Origin of the sequence: Streptomyces sp. P9-A4, assembly GCF_036634195.1 — a bacterium.
GTDB lineage: Bacteria > Actinomycetota > Actinomycetes > Streptomycetales > Streptomycetaceae > Streptomyces.
Window position 1 is genome coordinate 3,628,641 of record NZ_JAZIFY010000001.1, and the last position, 23,740, is coordinate 3,652,380.

Here is a 23,740-nt window from a genome sequence, read left to right on the forward strand (position 1 = left end):
TCCCGACCTCTAGACCGGGACGTGCACGGCCTCGACGCGGCTCGCGACGAGCCGTTCCCGTTCCCTGCGGTGGGTGCGGGCCTTGAGGCGCAGGATCTGCACGATTCCCAGGGCCTCCAGGACGAAGACCGACGAGAACGCGATCCGGTAGTTGCCGCCGGTCGCGTCGAGCAGCACGCCCACGGCGAGCAGCGTGGTCATCGAGGCCACGAAACCACCCATGTTGACGATGCCGGAGGCGGTGCCCTGACGCTCCGGCGGGTTCGCCGGGCGGGCGAAGTCGAAGCCGATCATCGAGGCCGGTCCGCAGGCGCCGAGGACCAGGCAGAGGGTGACGAGCAGCCACATCGGGGCGTGGTCGCCGGGGTAGGCGAGGGTGGTCGCCCACAGCAGGGCGGTGGCGGCGACGGTGCCGAGGGCGAGCGGGGCGCGGGCCGCGTGGTGCCGGGCGATGATCTGCCCGTACGCGAGGCCGACGACCATGTTCGACAGGACGACCAGAGTGAGCAGGGTTCCGGCGGTCGACCGGGACAGGCCCTGCGCTTCGACGAGGTACGGCAGCCCCCACAGGAGCAGGAAGACCATCGCCGGGAACTGGGTGGTGAAGTGCACCCACATGCCGAGCCGGGTGCCGGGTTCCCGCCACGACTCGGCGATCTGCCGGCGTACGAACGCGGCGCCCGCGTGGGTGGAGGGCTGGGGCTCGTACCCCTCGGGGTGGTCCTTGAGGAAGAGCAGCAGCAGGACGAGAGCGACGACGCCGGCCAGCGAGCTGCCGACGAAGGTGGTCGTCCAGCCGAGGCCGTGCAGGGCGCGGGCGATGAAGACGGTGGAGACGAGGTTGCCGGCCATGCCGAAGAGGGCGGCGACCTGGCCGATCAGCGGGCCGCGCCGGGCGGGGAACCAGCGGCTGCCGAGCCGCAGGACGCTGATGAAGGTCATGGCGTCGCCGCAGCCGAGGAGGGCGCGGGAGGCGAGCGCCGTGCCGTACGACGGGGAGAGCGCGAAGCCCAGCTGGCCGAGGGTGAAGAGGACGACGCCGAGGGCGAGGACCTTCTTGGTGCCGAGCCGGTCGACCATCAGGCCGACGGGTATCTGCATGCCGGCGTAGACGAGCAGCTGGAGTATGGAGAAGGTGGAGAGCGCGGAGGCGTTGACGTGGAAGCGGTCGGCGGCGTCGAGTCCGGCGACGCCGAGGGACGTGCGGAAGATGACGGCGACGAAGTAGACGCCGACGCCGACGCCCCAGACGAGGGCGGCGCGACGGCCGCCGGGCGGGTCGCCGGGGAGGGTGACGGCGGAGCCGTATCCGTTGCGGCTGCGGTCGCGGCGCCGGTCCCGGTCCCGGTCCCGGCGGTTGGGGTCACGGTCCCGGCCGTCGCGGTGGCGGTTGCGGCGGTCGCTCACCGGTCGTCACCCCGGACCAGGACCTTGACCCAGCTGAGGTGCTGGCGGACGCAGGCGGCGGCGCCCTCGGCGTCCCCGGCCTTGATCCGGTCGAGGATCTCGGCGTGCTCGGTGATGTTCTTGGCGACGCGGTCGGGCTGGGACTGCATCACGGCGACGCCCATGCGGAGCTGGCGGTCGCGGAGCTGGTCGTAGAGGCGGGAGAGAATCTGGTTGCCCGCGTGGCGGACGATCTCGGCGTGGAAGCACCGGTCGGTGACCGCGACCTCCGCCAGGTCGCCGGCCTCGGCGCGCCGCTGCTGCTCGTCGAGGAGTTCTTCGAGGCGGGCGATCAGCGGGGCGGGGGCGGGGACGGCCCGGCGGACGGCGAACTCCTCGACGAGCAGCCGGGTCTCGACGACATCGGCGATCTCCTGCGCGGAGACGGCGAGGACGAGGGCGCCCTTCTTCGGGTAGAGCTTGAGCAGCCCTTCCATCTCCAGCTTGAGCAGCGCCTCGCGCACCGGCGTCCTGGACACTCCGACGGCCGTCGCGAGTTCGCCCTCGGTGAGGAGGGTGCCTCCCTCGTAGCGCCGGTCGAGTACGGCCCGCTTGACGTGCATGTAGACACGGTCGGCGGCGGGGGGCTGCTTGGTGGGCAGCAGGGCTGGACCGGTTGGCGCTGATGGCATGCGCACAGCATAGATACAACAGGGGTGCAACAGGCAGCCCCGTCCGCGATACGGACGGGCCGGGTCAGGCGTCCGCGGCCCCGACGATCTCGCGGACCCTCCGCGCCGACGCCCGCCGGTTCGGCAGGGGCGCCACCTGCTCGACGACCGCGCCGAGCCATCGCGGATCGCCCAGCCGGCGCATCAGCTTCGCCTCGGAGACCGCCTCGAAGAGATGGCCCACCAGGTACACGTGCGCCCCCGTGTACGCGCGCCGATGGTGGCTGTAGCGCGCGAACCAGTCGTCGTACGGATGGCGCACGAGCGCGTGTACGGAGCAGGCGTCGCGGCCCATGTCGACGGCGTTCGACTGGCCGGCCCAGCTGAGCGCGGTCCCCCCGCGCGTGGCCATCCAGGCCCGGTAGGTCGTACGGATGCCCAGCTCCATGACCCTGGACCACGGCACGACCTCAAGCGGCTCCGCGGTCCCGTTCGCGCAGTGCTCCATGCCTTCGGCCGTCAGGACCAGGCACGTTCCGCCCGGCCGCTTGGCATCACCGATCACCCACCGGTCCCCGACCGGCTCCAGCGGCCCCAGATACGCGCTCACGATCCCCCTCTACGGCACGACGACGAAAACACCCGGCCGAGGAGGGGTCTTCCCCCTCCCCGGCCGGGTGTTTCACGTGAAACATGGCAACTCGGGCGTCACGCCCAGGTGATGAGCCGCTTCGGCTGCTCCAGGATCGCGGCGACGTCCGCCAGGAACTTGGAGCCGAGCTCGCCGTCGATCAGTCGGTGATCGAAGGAGAGGGCCAGCGTCGTGACCTGGCGCGGCTTCACCTTGCCCTTGTGGACCCACGGCTGGAGCTTGATCGAGCCGACCGCGAGGATCGCGGACTCGCCGGGGTTCAGGAGGGGCGTACCGGTGTCGACGCCGAAGACGCCCACGTTGGTGATGGTGATGGTGCCGCCCTGCATCGCCGCCGGAGTCGTCTTCCCCTCGCGCGCGGTGGAGACCAGCTCGCTCAGGGAGGCCGACAGCTCGGGCAGGGTCTGGGCGTGCGCGTCCTTGATGTTGGGGACGAGCAGACCGCGCGGGGTGGCCGCGGCGATGCCCAGGTTCACATAGTGCTTGAGGACGATCTCCTGCGCCGCCTCGTCCCAGGCCGCGTTGATCTCCGGGTTGCGCCGGACGGCGACCAGGACGGCCTTGGCGATGAGGAGGAGCGGGTTGACCCGCAGACCCGCCATGTCCGTACCGGACCTGAGCTCGTCGACCAGCTTCATCGTGCGCGTGATGTCGAAGGTCACGAACTCGGTGACGTGCGGCGCGGTGAAGGCCGAGCCGACCATCGCCGCCGCCGTGGCCTTCCGTACGCCCTTGACGGGGACACGGGTCTCCCGGGCGTCGGGCACGACGGCCGCGGGCGCCACGACCGGGGCCGGGGCGGCCACGGGCGCCGGGGCCGGGGCGGCCGGCGCGGACGCCGGAGCGGCAGCCGCGTGGACGTCCTCACGGGTGATGACGCCGTCCGGGCCGGTCGGGGTGACCGTGGCCAGGTCGACGCCGAGGTCCTTGGCGAGCTTCCGGACCGGCGGCTTGGCCAGCGGCCGGGCGCCGGCCGGCGCGTGCCCGTTGAGCTGCTCCGGTACGGAGACGGCGACGGGCGCCGCCTGGACCGGGGCGGCCGGTGCCGCCGGGGCGGCCTGGACCGCGCCCGGAGCCGCCTTGCGCGGGCGGCGCTTGGTGGAGCTGACGGCCACGCCGTAGCCGACGAGGACCGGCTGACGGACCTGCGGCTCGTCCTCCTCCTCGTCCACGACGGGCGTTGGTGCGGCGGGCGCGGGAGCGGCCTCGGCCACCGGGGCCGCCGGGGCCTCGGGTGCCGCACCGCCGCCGACGTTCACCGAGATGATGACCTGGCCGACATCGACCGTGGTCCCCTCGGGGAAGCACAGCTCGTGGACCGTGCCGTCGAAGGGGATCGGCAGCTCGACGGCGGCCTTGGCCGTCTCGACCTCGCACACGATCTGGCCGTCCTCGACCGTGTCACCGGCCTTGACGTACCACTTGAGGATCTCGGCCTCGGTCAGGCCCTCGCCCACGTCGGGCATCTTGAATTCGCGGATCGTCACGGTGCTCTCCTCAGTACGCCAGCGAGCGGTCGACGGCGTCGAGCACGCGATCGAGGCCCGGCAGGTACTCCTCCTCCAGGCGCGCCGGCGGATACGGCGCGTGGTAGCCGCCGACCCGCAGGACGGGGGCTTCCAGGTGGTAGAAGCAGCGCTCGGTGATCCGGGCGGCGACCTCCGCACCGGAGCCGTAGAACACCGGGGCCTCGTGGACGACGACGAGGTGACGGGTCTTCTCGACGGACCGCTGGATCGCGTCGAAGTCGATCGGGGACATCGACCGCAGGTCCAGGACCTCGACCGACTTGCCCTCCTCCTGGGCGGCCGCGGCGGCCTCCAGGCAGACCTTCACCATCGGGCCGTACGCGGCGAGCGTGAGGTCACTGCCCTCGCGCGCCACCCGGGCCTTGTGGAGCTCGCCGGGGATGGCCTCGGTGTCGACCTCGCTCTTGTCCCAGTAGCGGCGCTTGGGCTCGAAGAAGATCACCGGGTCGTCGCTCTGGATGGCCTGCTGGAGCATCCAGTAGGCGTCCGAGGAGTTGGACGGCGAGACGACCTTGAGGCCCGCGACGTGCGCGAAGAGCGCCTCGGGGGACTCGGAGTGGTGCTCGACCGCGCCGATGCCGCCGCCGTACGGGATGCGGATGACGACCGGCATCTTGACCTTGCCGAGCGCACGGGCGTGCATCTTGGCGAGCTGCGTGACGATCTGGTCGTACGCGGGGAAGACGAAGCCGTCGAACTGGATCTCCACGACCGGCCGGTAGCCGCGCAGGGCCAGGCCGATCGCGGTGCCGACGATGCCGGACTCGGCGAGCGGGGTGTCGATGACACGGTCCTCGCCGAAGTCCTTCTGCAGGCCGTCCGTGACACGGAAGACGCCGCCGAGCTTGCCGACGTCCTCACCCATGATCAGGACCTTGGGGTCGGTCTCCAGGGCCTTGCGGAGCGACTCGTTGAGCGCCTTGGCGAGCGGGAGCTTCTGTACAGCCATGGTTACTTGACCTCGCCATCCGCGAAGGACGCCTGGTAGGCGGCGAACTGCGCGCGCTCCTCGTCGACGAGCGCGTGCCCGTCCGCGTAGACATTCTCGAAGATCGCCATGTGGTCCGGGTCGGGCATGTTGCGGACGCCCTCGCGGACACGCTTGCCGAGCGCCTCGCTCTCCGCCTCCAGGGCCTCGAAGAAGGCCTCGTCGGCGTTGCCCTCGCGCTCCAGGTACGCCTTGAGGCGCAGGATCGGGTCCTTGGCCTCCCAGGCCTCCCGCTCCTCGTCGGCCCGGTACTTCGTCGGGTCGTCGGAGGTGGTGTGGGCGCCCATGCGGTAGGTGAAGGCCTCCACGAGGGTGGGGCCCTCGCCGCGGCGGGCGCGCTCCAGGGCGGACCTCGTCACGGCCAGGCAGGCCAGGACGTCGTTGCCGTCGACGCGGACGCCGGGGAAGCCGAAGCCGCGGGCGCGCTGGTAGAGCGGCACGCGGGTCTGCTTCTCGGTGGGCTCGGAGATCGCCCACTGGTTGTTCTGGCAGAAGAACACGACGGGCGCGTTGTAGACCGCGGAGAAGGTGAAGGCCTCGTTGACGTCGCCCTGGCTGGAGGCGCCGTCGCCGAAGTACGCGATCACGGCGGAATCCGCGCCGTCCTTGGTGATGCCCATCGCATAACCGGTGGCGTGCAGGGTCTGCGAGCCGATGACGATCGTGTACAGGTGGAAATTGTTGCTGTTGGGATCCCAGCCACCGTGGTTCACACCGCGGAACATTCCCAGCAGATTCGTCGGGTCGACGCCACGGACCCAGGCCACACCGTGCTCGCGGTAGGTCGGGAAGACGTAGTCGTCGTCCCGCAGCGCACGGCCGGAACCGATCTGCGCCGCCTCCTGGCCGAGCAGCGAGGCCCACAGGCCCAGCTCGCCCTGACGCTGGAGCGAGGTGGCCTCGGCGTCGAAGCGACGGGTGAGGACCATGTCGCGGTAGAGACCGCGCAGTTCCTCGGCGCTGAGGTCGATGTCGTAATCGGGGTGCTGGACGCGCTCTCCTTCGGGCGTCAGCAGCTGGACGAGCTCGGGCTCCACAGCCCCCGCCTCGGCGCGCGTGCTCGTCTTCTTGGTGGTGCTCGTGCTCGCGCTTGCGGTGCGCTTGGTGCCGCTGCTGCGTCGCGTCGTCTTGCGCGCGGCAGTGCTCTCCACGGTCACGTGCGTGCTCCTCCGTCGGTCCGGCCCCCGGGTTCGCCGGGCAAGGCCAGTGCGGCTCTCCGCCTTATCCGTACCCTTCGCACGGGGTGGGTGCGACGCGGCCGGGGTCGGGCGTGACAGGTGCCCCGGCGAGCGCCCTGTCATAGGCACGTTACCCACAGCGCGGCATTCCCGCGAAACCCCACTTGACCTGCGATTTTGCTTGGATTTCCAAGTAAATCGAGAAAACGGGGAACAGCGGCTGGTCAGCGCGTCGGCAGCGGCTTCGAAGGGCCGCCGGAACACCCGGCACGTTATCCCGCGCACCCCGGGCGCGGGAAGAGCCAATATGTGAGACTGGCTGCGTGCGCGAAGAAGGAAAAATCCGGGTATTTCTGCTGGACGACCACGAAGTCGTCCGGCGCGGCGTCCACGAGCTGCTCTCCGTGGAGGACGACATTGAGGTGGTCGGGGAGGCCGGGACGGCGGCGGACGCGCTGGTCAGGATCCCCGCGACCCGCCCCGACGTCGCGGTGCTCGACGTCCGGCTGCCGGACGGCAGCGGCGTCGAGGTGTGCCGTGAGATCCGCTCCCAGGACGAGGGCATCAATTGTCTGATGCTGACCTCGTACGCGGACGACGAGGCACTCTTCGACGCGATCATGGCCGGGGCCTCGGGCTACGTCCTGAAGGCCATCCGCGGCAACGAGCTGCTGAACGCGGTGCGGGACGTGGCGGCCGGCAAGTCGCTGCTCGACCCGGTGGCGACCGCCCGTGTCCTGGAGCGGCTGCGCGACGGCAACAACCCGAAGGGTGACGACAAGCTCGCCAACCTGACGGACCAGGAGCGCAAGATCCTGGACCTGATCGGCGAGGGCCTGACCAACCGGGTCATCGGCGAGCGGCTCCACCTCGCCGAGAAGACCATCAAGAACTACGTCTCCAGCCTGCTGTCGAAGCTGGGCATGGAGCGGCGCTCGCAGGCCGCGGCGTACGTGGCGCGGCTGCAGGCCGAGCGTCACTGACGTACCGGCGGGCCCCGCTCTCACCCGTACGGATGAGCGCGGGGCCGACGGCGCCGTTTCGGGACCTATGTCCTCGTGAAAGCGGGGCAGGGGCCCCTTTTCCGACCCGGCGCCGGTGGCGGAGAGTGGAAGCCATGTCCACCGACGAGATCCGCGCCATCGAGTTGCTCAGCCGTGTGTCCTACGGCCGAGTGGCGACGAGCATGCGGGCGATGCCGTTCGTCGCCCCCGCCCGGCACATCGTGTCCGACGGCCGTGTCCTGCTCCGGATGCACCGGGGGCTCGGCTACCACCGCGCCTGCAACGGCAGCGTCGTCGCCTACGGCGCGGACAACTTCAACTCGGGCTCCGAGCACCTGTGGTCCGTGCAGTTCACCGGCACCGCCGAGATCGTCGAGCCGACCGAGGAGGAGCTCGCGGCCTTCGGGCCGGAGCCGGAGGCCGTGGACGACGAGGCCTTCACCCCGGTCTTCATGCGGATCGAACCGCAGTTCGTGACGGTGCACGCGCTCGACTACGCGAGCGAGACCCCGGGGACCCGCCCCACCCCCCGTTCCGTACGGCGACATCTCCACCACGTAGCGTGATCTAACATCTGACGGGTGCCGCGCTCATCTGAAACGCTCACTCCGCCGGGTACGTCGCCGCCGGCGCGGCCCGGCGCATCCCCCGGCAGGCCGTCCCCCGGCAGACCCGGCGCATCCCCCGGCAGGCCCTCCCCCGGCAGACCTGGGGCATCCCCCGGCAGACCCGGCGCCTCTCCCGGCAGGCCCGTGGGCGCGCCGCCCGTCGGGGCGCTGCTGCGCCGCCACCGGCACGCCGGCGAGCCGCTCTCCTGTGTGCCCGTCGCCGAAGGGCTGCTCAACCGCGGCTTCCGCCTCTCCACCACCCGGGGCACCTACTTCCTCAAGCAGCACCTGGACGCCCTCACCGCCGACCGCGCCACCATCGCCCGCCAGCACCGTGCCACCCAGCGGCTGTACGCCCTCGGCCTGCCCGTCGCCCCGCCGCTCGCCGACGCCACCGGCCGCACGGTCGCCGTCGTCGACGGCCGCTGTTACGCCCTGCACCCCTGGATCGACGGCCGCCACCGCGACGGCGCCCAGCTCTCCACCGGCTGCTCCCGGCGCCTCGGCGCCCTGCTCGGGCAGGTCCACACCGCCCTGGACCGTGTGATGGGCCCCGCCGGAGCCGACGGGACCCCGGGCGCCCCCGACGACGGCGTCTGCGCGAGCGCCGACCTCCTGGACACCTTCCGGGCCATCGACGAACTGATCCGCCTCGCCCGCGCCCACCGCCCCCGCGACAGCTTCGACGCGCTCGCCGAGCACCGGCTGCGGGAACGGCGCCGGCTCCTCGCCCAGCACGCGCACCACCGTCCGCCGCCCGCAGCCGCGGCCGGCTGGGTGCACGGCGACTTCCACCCGCTGAACCTGCTCTACCGGGGCGCCGAACCCGCCGCGATCGTCGACTGGGACCGGCTCGGGGTGCGCCCCCGGGCCGAGGAGGCGGTCAGGGCGGCCGCGATCTTCTTCGTACGGCCGGAAGGGGAGCTGGCCCTGGAGAAGGTGCGGGCGTACGCGCGCGCGTACCGGCGGGCGACGGGCGCCGACCGGGCCGAGCTGGCGGCGGCGGCGCACCGGGTGTGGTGGGAACGGCTCAACGACTTCTGGACCCTGCGCTGGCGCTACCAGCTGCACGACCGAAGGGCCGACCCGCAGTTTCCTGCGGTGTCGGCCCTGGCGGTCTGGTGGACACGCGAGTACGAGGCGGTACGCGACGCGTTCGCAGGGTGACGGCGGTGGCCGCTCACGCCGGGCGGGGTCAGCCCGTCTCGGCGCCGTTGCCCGTCGGGGGCGTGTCCGGGTTGCCGTTGCCCCCGGTGGGATCGGGCGAGGAGGTCGTCGGGTCGCCGGTGGGCTCCGTCGGCGGGGCCGTCGTCTTCGTCGGCTCACCGGTGGGATCGGTCGGCGGCGCCGTCGTCTTCGTCGGCTCGTCCGTGGGCTCCAGCGTCTTCGACGGCTCGTCCGTCGGCTGCCGCGTGGTCGGCGGCGGCCACGGCTGCTGCGTCGAGCCGCCGCCCGAGCCGCCCTGGTCCTGCGAGGGCTCCTGGGAGGGCTCCTCCGTGGGCGGGGGCTCCGAGGTGGCCGAGGACGGCGAATCGGTGACGATCGGCTTGGGGCCGCTCGCGGGACTGTCCTTCTGGGCCGCCTGGATCGCGAAGACGACACCGGTCACGACCGCGATCACCGCGAGCGCGGCGAACAGCCACACCTTGCCCCGGCGGCCGTTGCCGCCGCCCTGCGGACCGTAGCCGCCGTCCTGGCCGTAGCCCCCGGTGCCGCCCGTACCGCCGTCGTAGCCGCCGTACCCGCCGACACCGCCGTCCTCCGGGTTCCGCGGGGGAAGGATCGGGCCCTGCGCGGTCTCGCCGTGCATCGGGTGACCCATCGCGGTCGTCGCGGCCATGCCGCCGACCGGGGTGTGACCGCCCTCGTGCATCTCGACCGGGCCGGTGTTCCACGTGCCGGTGTGGCCGCCCTGCTGCTGGAGCATCTGCAGGCCGTACTGGATGAGGCCGCGCATCTCCTCGGCGCTCTGGAACCGGTCGTCCGGGTCCTTCGCGAGCGAGCGCATCACCAGGCCGTCGAGCTCCGGCGGCACGGAGTGCGTGACGTCGGAGGGCGGGACCGGGATGTCCTGCACGTGCTGGTACACCACGGACAGCGGGGTCTCGCCGGTGAACGGGGGGCGCAGCGCGAGGAGTTCGTAGAGCAGGCAGCCCGTCGCGTACAGGTCGGAGCGGTGGTCGACCGCCTTGCCGAGGGCCTGCTCGGGGGAGAGGTACTGGGGGGTGCCCATGACCATGCCGGTCTGCGTCATCGTCGACTGCGCGCCGTGCAGGGCGCGGGCGATGCCGAAGTCCATGACCTTCACGGCGCCGCCGTGGGTGATGATCACGTTGGCCGGCTTGATGTCGCGGTGCACGATGCCGTGCTGGTGCGAATAGGCCAGCGCCTCCAGAACCCCGGAGACGATGATCAGGGCCTGCTCGGGACCCGGCGCCTCGGCGCTGAGCAGCAGGTCACGGATGGTGCGGCCCTCGACGAGCTCCATCACGATGTACGGCACGGGCCGGCCGGCCACCAGGTCCTCGCCGGAGTCGTACACGGCGACGATGGCGTGGTGGTTGAGCCCGGCGACGGACTGCGCCTCGCGGGTGAAGCGGGCCTTGGAGACCGGGTCCTCGGCGAGATCGGAGCGGAGCAGCTTGACGGCGACGGTACGGCCGAGCCGTACGTCCTCGGCGGCGAAGACCTCCGCCATGCCGCCGCGGCCCAGACGGTGCGTCAGGCGGTAGCGCCCGTCACCGACGACTCCGCCGACGCCCCAGGACTCCGCTGCCGCGTCCGGCACACCGCCACCTGATCCGGATTCGGGTGCCATCAGTCCTCGCCGTCGTCTGTCGTGCCGTGTCCAGTCGTCACGCTACAGGCTCCGTACGACATCACGGTTCGAGATGGACCGGCCATCCAACCCCTTCCACGTACACCTGTGCAAATTCGCCGGGTTTCCCCCACCCGCGCGGAAACCTTTCCCCGGACCTTTCGCGGAACCCGCCGGGGGACCTTCCTGTGCGGAGGGTCACGGAACGGGCACCTGGCTTGACGTGTCACTGCCCTCGGGCAGACTTGGCCAGGAAAAACCGGATCGACGCCGCCTCGTGCGCGTAGGGGGAAGCACAGATGAGCCAGGACGGCGCACAGGGCCGCTATGCGGGCGGTTCGGTCGCGGGCGGCCGGTACCAGCTGCGCGACCTTCTCGGCGAGGGTGGCATGGCGTCGGTCTACCTGGCCTACGACAGCGCGCTCGACCGGCAGGTCGCCATCAAGACGCTGCACACCGAGCTGGGCCGGGAGCAGTCGTTCCGCGAGCGGTTCCGGCGCGAGGCGCAGGCGGTCGCGAAGCTGTCGCACACGAACATCGTCTCGGTCTTCGACACCGGCGAGGACACCCTCGACGGCGCCGTCATGCCGTACATCGTCATGGAGTACGTGGAGGGGCAGCCGCTCGGCTCGGTCCTCGCCGCCGATGTCCAGCAGTACGGCGCGATGCCCGCCGACAAGGCGCTCAAGGTGACGGCCGACGTGCTCGCCGCCCTCGAGGTCAGCCACGAGATGGGCCTGGTCCACCGCGACATCAAGCCCGGCAACGTGATGACGACCAAGCGCGGCGTCGTCAAGGTCATGGACTTCGGCATCGCGCGGGCCATGCAGTCCGGGGTCACCTCGATGACCCAGACCGGCATGGTCGTCGGCACCCCCCAGTACCTCTCCCCCGAGCAGGCCCTCGGGCGCGCGGTCGACGCCCGCTCCGACCTCTACTCGGTCGGCATCATGCTCTTCCAGCTCCTCACCGGCCGGCTGCCCTTCGACGCCGACTCCCCGCTCGCCATCGCGTACGCGCACGTGCAGGAGGAGCCGGTCGCCCCGTCGACCGTCAACCGTTCGGTGACGCCGGCGATGGACGCGCTCGTCGCCCGCGCGCTGCGAAAGAACCCGAACGAGCGGTTCCCGAGCGCGGCGGCGATGCGCGACGAGTGCCTGCGGGTGCTCTCGGCGGGTCAGACGGGCGCGCCGATGATCGTCCAGGGCGGTCCGGTCACCAGTGGCGCGGGCGTCGGCTCGGCGGTCTTCCCGCCCATCGGCCAGACCCCGCCGCCCGGCCCCCACTCCGGGCCGCACGGTGTGCAGCAGCCCTACCTGCCGCCGACGCCGCAGCCCGGCCCGTACGGCCCCGCGACCCCGGCGCCCGCCCCCTCGTACGGCTACCCGCAGCAGGCGCCGACGCCCGCCCCGGTGTACCAGCACCAGCAGGCCCCGACGCCCGCGCCCTACGCGCAGGCGCACACGCCCGCGCCCGCCCCGGCGGGCGGCGGCTCCCGGCGGAACACTCCGGTGATCGTGGGCGCGATCGTCGTCGCCCTGCTCGCGGTCGGCGGCCTGGTCTTCGCGCTCAGCCAGAAGGAGGACCCGGGCAACCAGGCGGCCGACGGCGGCACCAGCAGCAGCGCCGGCGGCACCGGGGGCACGGAGCAGCCGACGGCCGCGCCCGGCCACAAGGGCCCGGACCTGACCAAGACCATCGACCCGAAGAAGTGCACGCAGCCGACCGAGTCGAGCGACGACCCCGAGAAGTTCGAGGTCCCCAACTTCACCTACAAGAACATCCAGTCGGTGAAGGACTGCGTCCAGGCCGCCGGGTGGAAGATCATGGTCGAGACCCCGGTCGACGAGTCGACCTACGGCCAGGGCACGGTCCTGGAGCAGTACCCGCCGGCCGGCGAGGACATCGCCGACAAGGACGCCGAGTTCACCCTCAAGATCTCGACGGGCAACCCGCCGCAGTAGGGGTGAGGCGTCAGCCCGACGCCCCCCATGGCCGCTGACGCCCGCTCAGAGGCCCTGACGGCTCGATACACCCACTGACCCCGTCCCGGATGCCGGAAATGTTCCGGCATGCCTACGCTGAGTCGACCATCTCGGCGGCTCGGTACGGGAGGGGGTCACCCGGTGACTCCAGCACTCCGCAGGACACGCGTGCGGGCCCTCGGCCCCGCGCTCACCTGCGCGTTCGCCTGCGCGTGCACGGTGTACGCGGCACCGGCGGGGCACGGGGCGAGCCTTGGACACGGGGCGGGCCTCGGGTACGGGGCTGCCTCCACGCACGGGGGGTTCTTCGCGCGCGGGGGGTTCGTCGCACACGGGGCCTTCGCCGGGTCCGGGACTGTCGCCGGGTCCGGGGCGCCCGGTGTCACGGTGGGCGTCGCCGGTCCGGGCGCCCTTGTGGTGCCGCCCCCGGCCGGCACCACCCCCGCCGCGCCCCCTTCTTCCACCGCGCTCCCCTCCTCCGCCGCGCTCCCCTCCTCCGCCGCGCCCTCCGCGACCGCGACCCCCTCCTCCCCGGCCGCCACCGTCTCACCGGGGCGCACCGGGGGCGCCGGTACGCCCGCGTCCCCCGCGCCCGCACCGAGCGGGACCGGGGCGCCCGGCACCGGGGGACCCGCCACGGGGGCGCCCGCCGCGTCCGGAACGGCCGTCGGCGAGCCCAGCGACGCCCCCGCGCCCAGTGGCTCCGCGTCCCTCGCCGGGCGCCCCGCCGGGGAAGGGCGGCCCCGGCCGGGCCGGTCCCTGGGCCCGAGCGCCTCGGCGGGCGCCGCGAGACCGTCGCCCGGCCCCTCCCGTACCGAAACCGCAACAGAGCCGCAGGCCCCCGGGGACGTCGGGGCGGCGGACGAGGCGGTACGCGAGGAGGACGCGGCCCTCCCCGATACACCGCCCGCCAGCCGGCGCGCCGCCGCGCCCCGTATCGCGTCGGAAGCCGCGTCGCCCCTCGCTGACCAGCGGGTTCCCGTCCTCACGCTGGGTGTGGGGCTCGCCCTGATGGGGCTCGGGATCGGTTTTCTCGGGCTGCGGATGCGCCGCCGCTGAGCCGCCCTGAGCGCCCGGGTCCCCCTTGAGGCGGACCCCCCGCTTCCCCCTCAGGACGGTTGTCGTCCTCGGCATACCCGGTATACATACTGAGTATGTCGATCCGCCACGGGCTCCTCGCCCTTCTCGAACGCGGCCCTCGCTACGGCTCCCAGCTCCGTACGGAGTTCGAGTCCCGCACCGGCTCCACCTGGCCGCTCAACGTCGGCCAGGTCTACACGACCCTCAGCCGTCTCGAGCGCGACGGCATGGTCGCCCAGGGCGGCGAGGACACGGCCGGGCACGCGCTCTACGCGATCACCGACAGCGGTCGCGCCGAGCTGAGGACCTGGTTCGAGAGGCCGGTGGACCGCACCAGCCCTGCCCGTGACGAGCTGGCCATCAAGCTCGCCATGGCGGTGGGTGCCCCCGGCGTCGACATCCGCCACGTCATCCAGTCCCAGCGCCGGCACACCGTGCAGGCGATGCAGGACTACACCCGGCTCAAGGCCCAGGCACTCGTCGCCGTCGAGAGCGGCGGAGCACGGGAACGGGACGACGTGGCCTGGCTGCTCGTCCTGGAGCAGCTGATCTTCCAGACCGAGGCCGAGGCGCGCTGGCTGGACCATTGCGAGTCCCGGCTGATCCGTCTGTCGGCGCTCGACGCGAGCACGGCCACGAACACGGCCCCGGGCTCGGACACGGACACAGGCACAGGCCCGGGCACGGACCCCGGTGGTCGCGCAGACCTCGGTATCGGCACCGGCGCCGGCACGACCACCGGTGCCACCGGAACCGCCACCCCCGTGTCCGCCGTATCCCCGCCGTCCGTCGCCGAGGCCGCCCCACCCATGGGCGGGGCGCGCTGACCGCACATCGCGCCCCACCCCGTACCGCTTCCGCACCACCTTCCACCGATCGCTCCCGTACCCGGCAGCCCGCCGCGTACGCCCAAGGGGGGACCCCTTTCATGTCCGCACCGCAGCCCGTGCTGCAACTCAAGAACCTGACCCGCGTCCATGGCGCGGGTGCCACCGAGGTGCATGCCCTGCGCGGCATCGACCTCGCCGTGTACCCGGGTGAACTCGTCGCCGTCATGGGCCCGTCCGGCTCCGGCAAGTCCACGCTGCTCACCATCGCGGGCGGCCTCGACACCCCCACCTCGGGCCAGGTGATCGTCGAGGACACCGACATCACCACCGCGAGCGTCAAGCAGCTCGCCGCCCTGCGCCGCCGCAGCATCGGCTACGTCTTCCAGGACTACAACCTCATCCCGGCCCTCACCGCCGCCGAGAACGTCGCCCTGCCCCGCGAGCTGGACGGCACCTCCGCGCGCAAGGCCCGCGTCGAGGCCGTGAAGGCCCTGGAGGAGATGGGGCTCGGCCACCTCGCCGACCGCTTCCCCGACGAGATGTCCGGCGGTCAGCAGCAGCGCGTCGCCATCGCCCGCGCCCTGGTCGGCGACCGCCGCCTGGTGCTCGCCGACGAGCCGACCGGCGCCCTCGACTCCGAGACCGGCGAGTCCGTGCTCGCCCTCCTCCGCACCCGCTGCGACGCGGGCGCCGCCGGCGTCCTCGTCACCCACGAGCCGCGGTTCGCCGCCTGGGCGGACCGGGTCGTGTTCCTGCGGGACGGCGCCATCGTCGACCAGACCGTGCGCAGCGAAGCCGATTCCCTGCTGTCGGGCCAGGTGGCCGAAGCGTGAAGACCTGGTTCCACTCCTGGCGGGCCGCGATCCGCATCGCCCGTCGTGACGCCTGGCGTTCCAAGGGCCGCAGCGCCCTCGTCCTCGCCATGATCGCCCTGCCCATCCTGGGCGTCAGCGCCCTCGATCTGACCTACCGCAGCTCCGAGCTGTCCCCCACCGAGCGCGCGGACCGCCTGATCGGTGCGGCCGACGCCCTGTTCAAGGACCCCGAGTACGACGGGGTGCCGATCTTCCAGGACCCGCTCGGCGAGATGAGCACGCCGGCCAAGGACTACGGCGACATGGCCTGGCCCAGCGGCCCGACCGATATCACCAAGACCTTCCCCGCGGGTTCCACCGTCCTGACGGACCGCACCGGTTCGGCCAAGCTGACGACGACCCACGGTCTGCTCGTGACCGAGGTCCGTGAGCTCAAGGCGGGCGACCCGATCGCCCGCGGCATCACGACCCTCCTCGAAGGACGGTTCCCGGAGAAGAACGACGAGGTCATGGCGACCTCGCACTTCCTGGAGGCCAGCGGTCTGTCGGTCGGCTCGACCGTTTCCGCCCGCAACTTCGACCACCCGTACCGGATCGTCGGCTCCTACGAAATTCCGGACGCGCTCAAGACGGACCAGATCAACGCGCTGCCCGGCGCCTTCCTCGCGCCGTACGCGAAGGCCGCCGAGAAGGCCGGTCTGTCCGGTCCCGGGGGCTCCACCAGCTATCTGGTGCGCAAGCCCGGTGGTTTCACGTGGAACATGGTCAAGGAGATCAACACCAAGGGTGTGACCGTCGCCTCGCGCGCCGTGCTCCTCGACCCGCCGGCCGACTCCGAGGTCCCGCTCTACCAGAAGGCCGACTGGGGCTTCCACGACGGTTCGACGGGGGGCGCCGCCGAACTCGCCTCCGTCGTCACCGTCGTCGCCCTGGCGATGCTGGAGATCTGTCTGCTCGCCGGGCCCGCCTTCGCGGTCGGCGCCCGCCGCTCGCGCCGCCAGCTCGGGCTCGTCGGCGCCAACGGCGGTGCCCGCAGCCACATCCGGGCCATCGTGCTGAGCGGCGGTCTGGTCATCGGTGTCGCCGCGGCGGTCACCGGCACGGTCCTCGCCGTCATCCTCACCCTGCTGCTCCAGCCGGTCCTCGAGCAGACCATGGGCCAGCGGTTCGGCGCCTTCGACGTCCGGCCGCTCGAACTCCTCGGCATCGCGCTGCTCGCCGTCCTGACCGGTCTGCTCGCCGCGATCGTCCCGGCGATCACCGCCTCCCGGCAGACCGTCCTCGCCTCGCTCACCGGCCGGCGCGGAGTCCGCCGCTCCAGCCGGGTCCTGCCGCTGATCGGCCTCGGGGCCGTTCTTCTCGGCGGTGCCATCGCCCTCTTCGGCTCGCTGGTCAGCGGGCAGGTCGCCATCGTCGCGGGCGGCTCGGCCCTCGCCGAGCTGGGCGTCGTCGCCATGACCCCGGCCCTGGTGGGCCTGTTCGGGCGCACCGGGCGCTGGCTGCCGCTGTCGCCGCGGCTCGCGCTGCGGGACGCCGTGCGCAACCGGGGCCGTACGGCGCCGGCCGTGGCCGCCGTCCTCGCCGCCGTCGCGGGCACGGTCGCCGTCTCCACGTACATGGCCAGCCGTGAGGCCGAGAGCAAGGCCTCGTACGAGGCGCGGCTGCCGTACGGCGCGGTCACCGCCGTCGTCACGGAGGAGGGCGGCCGGGACGTCCCCGCGGTCCGCGACGCACTCCAGCGCTACCTGCCGGTCGACGTCCGCGCCGATGTCGAGCGGGTCTCCGTCGGCAAGCCCAGCTGTGACCCCTGGGGCCGCGGCGCGGGCTGCGGCCGCTACGAGATCGTCATCCCCCCGGCGAACGAGTGCCCGCTGTACAAGGCGATCCCGGGCGGCGGTGACCCGTCGGAGAAGTTCACCCCCGAGCAGCGCCGGAAGCTGCTCGCCGAAGACTGGCGCTGCAACCAGTCCTCCGGCGGCGGCTGGGTCTCCGCCGAGGGCGGTCTCCTCGTCGGAGACGCCAAGCTCCTCCAGGTCCTCGGCATCAAGGACGCCGGAGCCGTGAAGGCCCTCGCCGAGGGGAAGATCGTCAGCTTCTCCCGCGCCCAGATCGACAAGAACGGCACCGTCGGGATCAAGCAGATCACCGACCTCGCCGCCGCCGACAAGGCGCTCGACGCGAACCGTCCCGCACCGGGGAAGGTCAGCTCCGTCCCCGCCTACCGCGTGCCCGGCAACCCGGAGACCTACGGCCTCCAGGGCCTGATCACCCCGGCCACCGCCAAGGCCGCCGGACTGTCGACCGTGCCGCTCGGCACGTACGTCACCACCGACCGGATGCCCGACACCGAGGCCCGCCAGAAGCTCGACGGCGAACTCGCCAAGCTCGGCAGCAACGTCGAACTCCACCTGGAGGAGGGCTTCGTCAACAGCAACAGCCTCATCCTCCTGTCGCTGTCCATCTTCGCCGGCCTCGTCACCATCGGCGCCGCGGGCATCGCCACCGGGCTCGCCCAGGCCGACGCCGAGGCCGACCTGAAGACGCTCGCCGCCGTCGGCGCCCCGCCCCGCGTCCGCCGCACCCTCAGCGGCTTCCAGTGCGGAGTCGTCGCCGCGATGGGCGTGATACTCGGCTCGGCGGCCGGAATGCTGCCGGCCATGGGGCTCCGGCTCACCGAGGAGCGCGAGCAGATCGCCATGTACAAGCAGAGCCTCGCCGAGGGCTGGGGCGGCGACATGTCCGAGCCGTTCGTCCCGATCGTCATCCCCTGGGAGACGCTCGGCGGCCTGCTCGTCGCCGTACCGCTCGGCGCCGCCCTGCTCGCCGCCCTCGTGACCCGCTCGCGCGGCGCGGTGGCCCGGCGCGCGGCGACCTGACGGTCTTCGTTGCCGTCCTGTGCCCCCGGACGAGGGTGGATCACCCTCGTCCGGGGGCACACCCCGTGGTGACGCTTGGGTACGAGAGAATGGCGGCATGGAGATGCCGAGGAATGACAGGTCGCAGGAGAGCCCCCAGGTCCTCATCGTGGGACAGGACGGGATGGCGCTCGGCGGCACTCAGGGCGACGACGAACCCCGCGAGGTCCCGGTGACGGAAATGGTCGAGCAGCCTGCCAAGGTCATGCGGATCGGCAGCATGATCAAGCAGCTCCTGGAGGAAGTACGCGCGGCACCTCTCGACGAGGCCAGCCGGGTCAGGCTCAAGGACATCCACGCCAGCTCCGTGAAGGAGCTGGAGGACGGGCTCGCGCCCGAGCTGGTGGAGGAACTGGAGCGTCTCTCCCTGCCGTTCACCGACGAGGCGATCCCCTCCGAGGCCGAGCTGCGCATCGCGCAGGCCCAGCTGGTGGGCTGGCTGGAGGGCCTCTTCCACGGCATCCAGACGGCGCTGTTCGCCCAGCAGATGGCGGCGCGCGCCCAGCTGGAGCAGATGCGCAGGGCGCTCCCGCCGGGTGCGGGTCACGACGATGACGACGACGACCGCGGCCACGGCCACGCGGTCCGCTCGGGCCCGTACCTGTAGGGGTCGCGCGTAGACCTTGACCGTACGGAGGAGGGGCCCGGCACATTTTGTGCCGGGCCCCTCCCGCGTCCCCGCCTCAGGCCTGGGGCGCTGTCACCGCAGCCCCGCCTACGGCCCGGGGCGCTGTCACCGCAGCCCCGCCTACGGTCCGGGGCGCTGTCACCGCAGTCCCGCCTACGGCCCGGGGCGCTGTCACCGCAGCCCCGCCTCAGGCCTGGGGCGCGAGCAGCAGCACCTTGCCGACGTGGCCGCCGGCCTCCAGCACCCGGTGCCCCTCGGCGGCCTCCGCCAGCGGCAGCGCCCGGTCGACGACCGGCCGGACCGTACCCGCGGCGATCAGCGGCCAGACGTGCTCCCGGACGGCGGCGACGATCGCCGCCTTCTCGTCCGCGGGCCGGGCCCGCAGCGTGGTCGCCATGACCGCGGCGCGCTTCGCGAGCAGCGCACCGAGGTTCAGCTCGGCCTTCACCCCGCCCTGGAGACCGATGACGACGAGGCGGCCGTTGACGGCCAGCGCCTTCACGTTCCGGTCCAGGTACTTGGCCCCCACGATGTCCAGGACGACGTCCGCGCCCGCCCCGTCCGTCGCCTTCGCCAGCTCCTCGACGAAGTCCTGCTCCCGGTAGTCGATGAGGATGTCCGCGCCCAGCTCGGCGCAGCGCGCCAGCTTCTCGGGGCCTCCGGCGGTGACCGCGACCCGCGCCCCGACCGCCTTCGCCAGCTGGATCGCCATCGTGCCGATCCCGCTCGCGCCACCGTGCACGAGCAGCGTCTCGCCCGGCCGCAGGTGCGCGATCATGAAGATGTTGGACCAGACGGTGCAGGCGACCTCGGGGAGCGCGGCGGCCTCGGCCAGGTCGACGCCCTCCGGCACGGGAAGCAGCTGCCCGGCCGGTACGACGACCTTCTGGGCGTAACCACCGCCGGCGAGCAGCGCGCACACCTCGTCGCCGACCGCCCAGCCGGCCACACCCGAACCGAGCGCGACGATCCGGCCCGAACACTCCAGACCGGGGTACGGGGACGTGCCCGGCGGCGGGTCGTAGAAGCCCTGCCGCTGGAGCAGATCGGCGCGGTTGACGGCGCTCGCCACCACCTCGACGAGCACCTCGCCCTCGCCGGGTACAGGATCGGGCACCTCGGCCCAGACGAGGGCCTCGGGACCACCGGGTTCCGGAATCGTGATCGCATACATGGCGGCGAGGCTACTCCCGCCGACGCACCGGGGCCCGGTGCCCCGTGCTCAGTCCTCGGGCGGCGTGCTGAGCGGGGTGACCGCCGTGGCACGCACGATGGTGATCACCCGGTCGGTGAGCTGGAGCGGGCTGGCGGCGGGGTCGTCGTAGCCGAGCAGCCGGTGGCCTCGCAGCACGCTCACCACCAGGTCGCCTGTCTCCCGCACGCTCTTGCCGACCTCGCTCTTGGTCACCGGGCGTTCCACCAGGTCGAGGCCCGAGCCCTGCTGGATCAGGTCCTCCATGACAGTGCCCGCGCTGGGGCTCAGCACGGAGAGGCCGAGCAGCCGCCCGGCGGCGCTGGCGCTGGTGATGACCGCGTCCGCACCGGACTGGCGCAACAGCGGCGCGTTCTCCTCCTCGCGGACCGCGGCGACGATCTTCGCGCCCCGGTTGAGCTGGCGTGCCGTGAGGGTGACCAGGACGGCCGTGTCGTCGCGCTGGGTGGCGATGACGATCTGGCGGGCCCGCTGCACCTCGGCACGGAGCAGCACGTCACTGCGGGTCGCGTCGCCGACGACTCCGACGAACCCGTCCGCGTTCGCCGTCTCGATGACCTTGGTGGACGGATCGACGATGACGATCTGGTCCTTGCGGAGGCCGGTCGCGCAGAGGGTCTGGATCGCGGACCGCCCCTTGGTGCCGAAGCCGACGATGACGGTGTGGTCGCGCAAGGTGGACCTCCAGCGGTTCAGCCGGAACTCCTCGCGGGTCCGCTCGGTGAGGACTTCGAGGGTGGTGCCGACCAGGATGATCAGAAACAGCACGCGCAGGGGCGTGACGAGCAGGATGTTGGCGAGCCGCGCCGAATCGCTGTACGGCACGATGTCGCCGTAGCCGGTGGTGGAGAGGGTCACGGTCGCGTAGTAGGCGCAGTCGAGGAAGTCGAGCGTGCCGTTCGCGTTGTCGTGGTAGCCGGCGCGGTCGACGTAGACGATGAGGATGGTCACGGCGAGCACGGCCATCGCCATGAGCAGCCGCTTGCCGACCTGGCGCAGCGGACGCTCGACGACCCGGCGGGGGAGCCGGATGCTCGGGCTCGCGATCCGCTCGTCCGCCTGGCGGGCCATCACGTCGCGGCTGGGAAGTTTCACGTGAAACACGCTCCTTGGGCCGGTACGGCCCCCTCGGCCGCGGGCCAGGGAAGGTCGAGGACGTCGAGCTCCTGGCCGGGGCGCGCTCCGCCGGGCGGAACGACGGCCAGACCGTCGGCGGCGGCGATGCCACGGAGCATGGCCGGCCCGTTGTAGTGCAGCGGCAGGACCCGTCCGCCCCGGCGGACGACCGGGACGAGACGCGTGTCGTACGGGTGGCCCTGCACTTCGCCCTGGAGGGCGGAGCGGGCTTCCGCGGCCGCGCCGGGGGTGGGCTCGGGAGCGTCGGCGCTGGTCCTGGCGTCTGCCTCGGCCTCGGTGTCGGTGTCGGTGTCGGTGTCGGTGTCGGCATCGGTGTCGGCATCGGTGTCGGCTTCCGCTGCCGCGAGGGCGCTGAGGAGCGGCTCCGCGAGGGTGAGCAGGCCCGAGACGGCCGCGAGCGGGTTGCCGGGGAGCCCGACGAGATGGCGGATGTGCTCCGGACGGCCGGGATCGGCCGCCAGGCGGGCGAGCAGCATCGGGTGGCCCGGCCTGACCTTCACGCCGTCGACGAGGAGGGTGGCGCCCGCCTTGTCGAGCACGCCGTGGACGTGGTCCACGGGCCCGGCGGCCGTCCCGCCGGTCGTCACGACCAGGTCGGCGGTGGAACCGGTGACGGCGGCGCCCAGCTCCTCGGCGTCGTCACCGATGCGGCGGGTGGCGAGGACGTCGGCGCCGAGCGCCGTGAGCCAGGGGCCGAGCATCGGGCCGAGGGCGTCGCGGATGAGCCCCTCGTGCGGGAGCCCGGCCGTGAGCAGTTCGTCGCCGAGGACCAGGATCTCCACCCGAGGGCGGGGCGGTACGGGGAGCGCGTCGTAGCCGGCGGCGGCGGCGAGACCGAGGACGGCGGGGGTCACGAGGGTGCCCGCGGGGAGGAGTTCGTCGCCGGAGCGGCACTCCTGGCCCCGGGGGCGGATGTCCTGACCGGGCACGACCTCGCGGAGCGCGTACAGCAGAAGGGCACCGGGGTCGGCGCCGGCAGCGGGGTCGGCGGCCGGGCACTCGGTACGCGCGTGCTCGGTGCGGACGACGGCGGTGGTGCCGGCGGGTACGCGCGCGCCGGTGGCGATCCGTACCGCCTCTCCGTCGGCCGGCCGACGCTCCGACCCGGTCGCGGGCGCGTGACCGGCGAGGACGGCGCCCTCCTCGACCACCGTCCAGGGTCCGGGACCCGTGACCGCCCAGCCGTCCATGGCGGAGGTGTCGAAGGACGGCAGGTCGGTGAGGGCCGTCAGCGGCTCCGTCAGGACCCGGCCGAGCGCCTGCCCGAGCGGTACGCCGGACTCCGCCCGGCCGGCCCGCGCGGAGGTCCCGGCGCGGACGGCGGCAGCCCGCGCCTCGGGCCAGGCGGTGGCGCGGTGCGGGCGCTCCGCCTGCGCACCGCCGTCGGTTCCCGGGGCCACCGGGACGGTCTCCCTCGGAATCATCCGGCCTCGTCCTGCTCGGCGGCCCAGCGCTGGGCCAGCGCGGCGGCCTTCCTGGCGGCCTCGGCGACCGCCTCGGGCCCGCCGTCGCTGCCCGCGCGCGCCGCCGCGTAGCCCACCAGGAAGGTGGTCAGGGGCGCGGCGGGGCGAGCCACCCCGTGGGCGGCGTCGCGGGCCAGGTCCAGCAGTACGCCGGTGTCGACGTCCAGCTCGATGCCCAGTTCGTCCTTGACTGCGGTGATCCATTCATCCAGCACGCCCCCATGCTCCCTGATCCGGGCCCGCGCCGTGGCGATGTCCTCCCAGGTGTCGCAGTCGAAGGAGGCCAGCGGCCCCGCGGCGACCCGGGTGAGCTTCAACGCCCCGGCGAGCAGGCGCAGCGCGCCGCCCGCGAGGGTGCCGCGCCGTTCGGCGGCGAGTGCCAGTTCGCGGCGGAGCGGCGCGGCCCGGTAGGCGGCGACGAGCGGCTGGTCCCGTCCCTCGGCGTCGGTGAGGAGCGCGGCTTCGGCCTCGGGGTCCTCGGCGAGTGCGCCGAGCAGCCGCCGGACGGTGTCCTCGTCGAGGAAGGGCAGGTCGGCGGAGAGCACGAGCAGGACTTCGGCCCGGGTCTCCCGTACCCCCGCGTCGAGGGCGGCCAGCGGGCCTCCGCCGGGCGGGTCCTCGCGGGTCCAGCGGACGGGGCGGACGGTCGGGCGGGGGCCGCCGACGACCACGGTCCGGTCCGCGCCGGCGCAGGCCGTGAGGACCCGGTCGAGGAGCGCCCGGCCTCCGACCCGTACTCCGGGCTTGTCGGCGCCACCGAGGCGCGTGGCGGCGCCTCCGGCGAGCACGACGGCGTCATGTGCTGTGGTCACCCCAGCAGTATGGGCCGCCGACGGCCGC

Annotated in this window: 20 protein-coding genes; 9 read left to right on the forward strand and 11 right to left on the reverse strand. The window is 72.9% G+C overall.

Annotation, left to right across the window (positions count from 1 at the left end; translation table 11 throughout):
• Nucleotides 1–9: 9 nt before the first annotated feature.
• The 6 genes from V4Y03_RS16250 to pdhA form a co-directional block, all read right to left on the reverse strand.
• Nucleotides 10–1,407, reverse strand: a complete 1,398-nt coding sequence (locus V4Y03_RS16250) for an MFS transporter (RefSeq protein ID WP_332435383.1) — start codon at nt 1,405–1,407, stop codon at nt 10–12.
• Entirely contained in the window at nt 1,404–2,078 is a 675-nt protein-coding gene (locus tag V4Y03_RS16255; RefSeq protein ID WP_332435384.1) for a GntR family transcriptional regulator, read from the reverse strand. The genes V4Y03_RS16250 and V4Y03_RS16255 overlap by 4 nt, the downstream gene beginning before the upstream one ends.
• A 64-nt stretch (nt 2,079–2,142) precedes the next feature.
• Entirely contained in the window at nt 2,143–2,667 is a 525-nt protein-coding gene (locus V4Y03_RS16260) for a hypothetical protein (RefSeq protein WP_332435385.1), read from the reverse strand.
• Between the two features lie 98 nt (nt 2,668–2,765).
• Entirely contained in the window at nt 2,766–4,196 is a 1,431-nt protein-coding gene (locus V4Y03_RS16265; RefSeq protein WP_332435386.1) for a dihydrolipoamide acetyltransferase family protein, read from the reverse strand.
• Between the two features lie 10 nt (nt 4,197–4,206).
• Nucleotides 4,207–5,187, reverse strand: a complete 981-nt coding sequence (locus tag V4Y03_RS16270) for an alpha-ketoacid dehydrogenase subunit beta (RefSeq protein ID WP_317877391.1) — start codon at nt 5,185–5,187, stop codon at nt 4,207–4,209.
• Between the two features lie 2 nt (nt 5,188–5,189).
• Nucleotides 5,190–6,383 (reverse strand): pyruvate dehydrogenase (acetyl-transferring) E1 component subunit alpha, encoded by a 1,194-nt coding sequence (pdhA, locus tag V4Y03_RS16275; protein WP_317877392.1) that lies wholly within the window; start codon nt 6,381–6,383, stop codon nt 5,190–5,192.
• Between the two features lie 344 nt (nt 6,384–6,727).
• Between pdhA and V4Y03_RS16280 the strand changes: the two genes are divergently transcribed.
• From V4Y03_RS16280 to V4Y03_RS16290, 3 genes are all read left to right on the forward strand, one after another.
• Entirely contained in the window at nt 6,728–7,387 is a 660-nt protein-coding gene (locus V4Y03_RS16280; protein ID WP_317877393.1) for a response regulator transcription factor, read from the forward strand.
• A gap of 134 nt (nt 7,388–7,521) precedes the next feature.
• On the forward strand, nt 7,522–7,974 hold the full coding sequence (locus tag V4Y03_RS16285; protein ID WP_332435387.1) for a pyridoxamine 5'-phosphate oxidase family protein: 453 nt from the start codon (nt 7,522–7,524) through the stop codon (nt 7,972–7,974).
• Between the two features lie 186 nt (nt 7,975–8,160).
• Complete coding sequence (locus V4Y03_RS16290) at nt 8,161–9,183, forward strand: phosphotransferase (protein ID WP_332435388.1); 1,023 nt, start codon at nt 8,161–8,163, stop codon at nt 9,181–9,183.
• 28 nt (nt 9,184–9,211) lie between these two features.
• Here the strand turns inward: V4Y03_RS16290 and V4Y03_RS16295 are convergent, their stop codons facing one another.
• A complete protein-coding gene (locus tag V4Y03_RS16295; protein ID WP_332435389.1) occupies nt 9,212–10,834 on the reverse strand; it encodes a protein kinase domain-containing protein in 1,623 nt (540 codons plus the stop codon).
• Between the two features lie 299 nt (nt 10,835–11,133).
• Between V4Y03_RS16295 and V4Y03_RS16300 the strand changes: the two genes are divergently transcribed.
• The 6 genes from V4Y03_RS16300 to V4Y03_RS16325 all read left to right on the forward strand — a co-directional run bounded on the left by V4Y03_RS16300 (nt 11,134) and on the right by V4Y03_RS16325 (nt 19,066).
• A complete protein-coding gene (locus tag V4Y03_RS16300; RefSeq protein ID WP_332435391.1) occupies nt 11,134–12,798 on the forward strand; it encodes a protein kinase domain-containing protein in 1,665 nt (554 codons plus the stop codon).
• Nucleotides 12,799–12,960: 162 nt separating this feature from the next.
• Nucleotides 12,961–13,878 carry a hypothetical protein gene (locus V4Y03_RS16305; RefSeq protein ID WP_332435392.1) on the forward strand — a complete coding sequence of 306 codons (918 nt, stop codon included), beginning with the start codon at nt 12,961–12,963 and terminating at the stop codon, nt 13,876–13,878.
• Between the two features lie 95 nt (nt 13,879–13,973).
• A complete protein-coding gene (locus tag V4Y03_RS16310; RefSeq protein WP_332435393.1) occupies nt 13,974–14,726 on the forward strand; it encodes a PadR family transcriptional regulator in 753 nt (250 codons plus the stop codon).
• A 101-nt stretch (nt 14,727–14,827) separates the two neighbouring features.
• Nucleotides 14,828–15,562 carry an ABC transporter ATP-binding protein gene (locus V4Y03_RS16315; RefSeq protein ID WP_332435394.1) on the forward strand — a complete coding sequence of 245 codons (735 nt, stop codon included), beginning with the start codon at nt 14,828–14,830 and terminating at the stop codon, nt 15,560–15,562.
• Entirely contained in the window at nt 15,559–18,420 is a 2,862-nt protein-coding gene (locus V4Y03_RS16320; RefSeq protein ID WP_332435395.1) for an ABC transporter permease, read from the forward strand. Before V4Y03_RS16315 ends, V4Y03_RS16320 begins: the two co-directional genes overlap by 4 nt.
• Nucleotides 18,421–18,517: 97 nt before the next feature.
• On the forward strand, nt 18,518–19,066 hold the full coding sequence (locus V4Y03_RS16325) for a bacterial proteasome activator family protein (protein ID WP_332435396.1): 549 nt from the start codon (nt 18,518–18,520) through the stop codon (nt 19,064–19,066).
• 208 nt (nt 19,067–19,274) lie between these two features.
• Here V4Y03_RS16325 and V4Y03_RS16330 read toward each other — a convergent pair whose 3' ends face one another.
• The 4 genes from V4Y03_RS16330 to V4Y03_RS16345 are packed head-to-tail and all read right to left on the reverse strand — an operon-like array spanning nt 19,275 to nt 23,712.
• Complete coding sequence (locus V4Y03_RS16330) at nt 19,275–20,261, reverse strand: NAD(P)H-quinone oxidoreductase (protein ID WP_332435397.1); 987 nt, start codon at nt 20,259–20,261, stop codon at nt 19,275–19,277.
• Between the two features lie 48 nt (nt 20,262–20,309).
• The gene (locus tag V4Y03_RS16335; protein WP_442809831.1) at nt 20,310–21,371 is read right to left on the reverse strand and encodes a potassium channel family protein; all 1,062 of its coding nucleotides are present in this window, start codon (nt 21,369–21,371) and stop codon (nt 20,310–20,312) included.
• Between the two features lie 20 nt (nt 21,372–21,391).
• Nucleotides 21,392–22,861 (reverse strand): molybdopterin molybdotransferase MoeA, encoded by a 1,470-nt coding sequence (locus tag V4Y03_RS16340; protein ID WP_332435398.1) that lies wholly within the window; start codon nt 22,859–22,861, stop codon nt 21,392–21,394.
• Nucleotides 22,858–23,712 carry an NTP transferase domain-containing protein gene (locus tag V4Y03_RS16345; protein ID WP_332435399.1) on the reverse strand — a complete coding sequence of 285 codons (855 nt, stop codon included), beginning with the start codon at nt 23,710–23,712 and terminating at the stop codon, nt 22,858–22,860. The genes V4Y03_RS16340 and V4Y03_RS16345 overlap by 4 nt, the downstream gene beginning before the upstream one ends.
• Nucleotides 23,713–23,740 lie beyond the last annotated feature (28 nt).

Excerpts from the sequence above, each read along its gene's own strand:
- V4Y03_RS16255 (WP_332435384.1), bottom strand. The coding sequence starts at position 2,078 with ATGCCATCAGCGCCAACCGGTCCAGCCCTGCTGCCCACCAAGCAGCCC.
- V4Y03_RS16270 (WP_317877391.1), bottom strand. The coding sequence starts at position 5,187 with ATGGCTGTACAGAAGCTCCCGCTCGCCAAGGCGCTCAACGAGTCGCTC.
- V4Y03_RS16285 (WP_332435387.1), top strand. The coding sequence starts at position 7,522 with ATGTCCACCGACGAGATCCGCGCCATCGAGTTGCTCAGCCGTGTGTCC.
- V4Y03_RS16295 (WP_332435389.1), bottom strand. The coding sequence starts at position 10,834 with ATGGCACCCGAATCCGGATCAGGTGGCGGTGTGCCGGACGCGGCAGCG.
- V4Y03_RS16300 (WP_332435391.1), top strand. The coding sequence starts at position 11,134 with ATGAGCCAGGACGGCGCACAGGGCCGCTATGCGGGCGGTTCGGTCGCG.
- V4Y03_RS16310 (WP_332435393.1), top strand. The coding sequence starts at position 13,974 with ATGTCGATCCGCCACGGGCTCCTCGCCCTTCTCGAACGCGGCCCTCGC.
- V4Y03_RS16315 (WP_332435394.1), top strand. The coding sequence starts at position 14,828 with ATGTCCGCACCGCAGCCCGTGCTGCAACTCAAGAACCTGACCCGCGTC.
- V4Y03_RS16325 (WP_332435396.1), top strand. The coding sequence starts at position 18,518 with ATGGAGATGCCGAGGAATGACAGGTCGCAGGAGAGCCCCCAGGTCCTC.
- V4Y03_RS16330 (WP_332435397.1), bottom strand. The coding sequence starts at position 20,261 with ATGTATGCGATCACGATTCCGGAACCCGGTGGTCCCGAGGCCCTCGTC.
- V4Y03_RS16335 (WP_442809831.1), bottom strand. The coding sequence starts at position 21,371 with ATGGCCCGCCAGGCGGACGAGCGGATCGCGAGCCCGAGCATCCGGCTC.
- V4Y03_RS16340 (WP_332435398.1), bottom strand. The coding sequence starts at position 22,861 with ATGATTCCGAGGGAGACCGTCCCGGTGGCCCCGGGAACCGACGGCGGT.